Origin of the sequence: Aphanothece sacrum FPU1, assembly GCF_003864295.1 — a bacterium.
Taxonomy (GTDB): Bacteria; Cyanobacteriota; Cyanobacteriia; order Cyanobacteriales; family Microcystaceae; genus Aphanothece_B; species Aphanothece_B sacrum.
The window spans coordinates 1-2,400 of sequence record NZ_BDQK01000011.1; the positions used below are offsets into that span (position 1 = coordinate 1).

2 protein-coding genes are annotated in these 2,400 nt (G+C 35.2%); one reads left to right on the forward strand and one right to left on the reverse strand.

All coding sequences use genetic code 11. From position 1 onward, the window contains the following. Window positions 1-506: 506 nt before the first annotated feature. Window positions 507-1,586, forward strand: coding sequence for a tetratricopeptide repeat protein (locus AsFPU1_RS10440; protein WP_174715379.1), 1,080 nt, complete (start codon window positions 507-509; stop codon window positions 1,584-1,586). A gap of 231 nt (window positions 1,587-1,817) precedes the next feature. Here the strand turns inward: AsFPU1_RS10440 and AsFPU1_RS22605 are convergent. Beyond that, window positions 1,818-2,400, reverse strand: a 583-nt coding sequence (locus tag AsFPU1_RS22605; protein ID WP_501162112.1) for an NHL repeat-containing protein, incomplete at its 5' end; no start/stop codon positions are given.

Genomic DNA, 2,400 nt, shown 5'->3' on the forward strand with positions numbered 1-2,400 from the left:
TAAAGTTCCGATGAAAACAATTCTATCGCAGGATGATTTTGTAGGTTCAAATTATTGGTTAGATCGAATGATAAAGGGTGAATAAAATATTTTAAAGTATCTGACTTAAATCCGGTTCATATGCGGTGGGTGTTTTCACCGAACTGTATTTACCTTTACTTTATCTGATTTTAGCCAAACCCGGTACTTGAGTAGGTGATCGGTGATAACACCGACCACAGGCAAAACAATCAAATTCAGAAGATCACTTCTTATTGCATTCAAAAAGCTAAAAGTGAATAACCAAAAACGGAAGGCTCTTTTGGTTGTGCCAGACTTAAATCCGCTTATGTCACTCGTTCTGCTTAGCAGGAACAAAATATTGAAATGCGGGCATCGTCTCTGATAACTTATACATCAATTTATATCACAATAAGATCAATTATATTGCCTTAGGTTTAAAATTCTTTGAATTGAGAAATACGTATTTACCTTGAAGAAAAAAGTATATGGGTAACATGCATTTCGTGACACAGGTTAAACTACAGTTTCATAAACCTGGTGCGGTAATCAAAGTTAAGTCAGCATTTGAAAAAACGATTCATGAGGAGTTCACCCATTATAAAAACAAAGATAACACCTCATTGCAATTCCCTATCAGCCATGTGAATTGTCCCAATATCAATGAAAGCGGCTCGAAATTTATTCCAACCTCGAATGAGATATACTTCGTTGTTGCGAGTGGATCTAAGTATGGTTTTGGTGATGAGCTGAACAATGTATTACATCGATTTTCGCATCAACTTGAAGATACACTTTTCTTTATTGAAGATGAATATGATTGTTACATTAAAAGGTATGAGATTAAAAATGGTAAATTCCATTACGAAACGGTCGTAAAAGAAAACGGAGACCTTGCAGATTACTTTACAGAAGCATTCCCAGACGACAAACAATTACATTTTAATCTTTTAAGATACTACGCCCTGGAATGGCAAGGAATTATTTCCTCCATTAACTTTCAGGAACCCATTAAGGCAGCTAACAGGGCACTCAAACTTGCGGATGATTGGTTGCTTCACTATCTGAAAGGAACAGCTTATGAGGCTGGAAGAAATTCCGAGAAAGCATTGAGTCAATTTAAAAGAGCACTTAATGTTAAACGAAAGGAAAACCCTAAGTTAAATGATTCAGATTGTAGAATAATTTATCACGCTATCTCAGTTTGCCTGAATAAAATAAATCAATTTGAACAAGCCATTTCGATTGCTGAAAAAGCGATGGCTATAATCCCCAGCTGGGGCGACTATACTCCAACGGAAAGTAAAGGCTACGCGCTTATGCAACTAAAAAGATATGAAGAAGCCATAGAATGTTTTGACGAGATACTAAAGCACAGCCTTAAAAGACGTGATATTGCATACGCCCTGTATAATAAAGCTTGTGTATTTACTTTTTTGAAACAATATGATGAAGCGGTAGCTTTATTATACGCATCGTTCCACATGGAAAAAGAACTCGTAAATGAAGCAAGACATGATGAAGCGCTTTTTCCATTGATCAATGAACTCCAGGACAAAAACATTCTGACAACATACCTGAGATAGTCTTTTTAGTTTTACAAAAAACTTTGAAATCCTTAATTCTTTTTGCTCTTTCAGAGGGCATCGAAAAATTTTAGTAGGCTTGCTATTTAAGATCTAAATTCGGTCGGTACTTTCATGGAACCGTGTTCACATTTACTTTATTTTATCAAATCATAGCCAAACCCGGCACTTTATAGATGATTGATGATAACACCGACCACAGATAAATCAGTCAATCAAGATCATGTTAATTTAATTTTTTCTGTAGATATAAATTTTTCTTTGATAGGGATCCGTTACTATAATATTATTTTCTTCGTCCAATGCTACAGCGGTTGCAAGACCAAAAAGTCCATAGATTTTCTCAATAACTAATCCATCATAATCAGTCTTTGCCACATAACCTCCGCAAGCAATATAGAGAAAACCATCTTTCACAAATAAGGAATGTGGTGTATTTTCAAATGACCACTCTTTAATAAAGTCACCATTCTTGGAGAAAAACTGAACTTTCTTTGAATAGTAGTTTGATACCACAATCTTGTCATTAAGATATGCTATTCCCCAAGGTGCATCAAATTGGCCTGGCAGATTTCCCTCAACACCCCATTTGAGAATTAAATTGCCGCTTTGATCAAATTTAGATACTTCGTTACTAAAGCTTGAGGTAGCATAAATGAATCCTTCATTATCAACGGTAATTTGACGCAGTCCGATGATTCCTGTATTGAAACTTACACTAGTATTATTACCATCTTTAATAGTTATGATGCGGCTAGATGCAGTTAGTATTTTACCATCAAAGAAAAGTGGTGCTGTAGCGAAATAAGTGTTT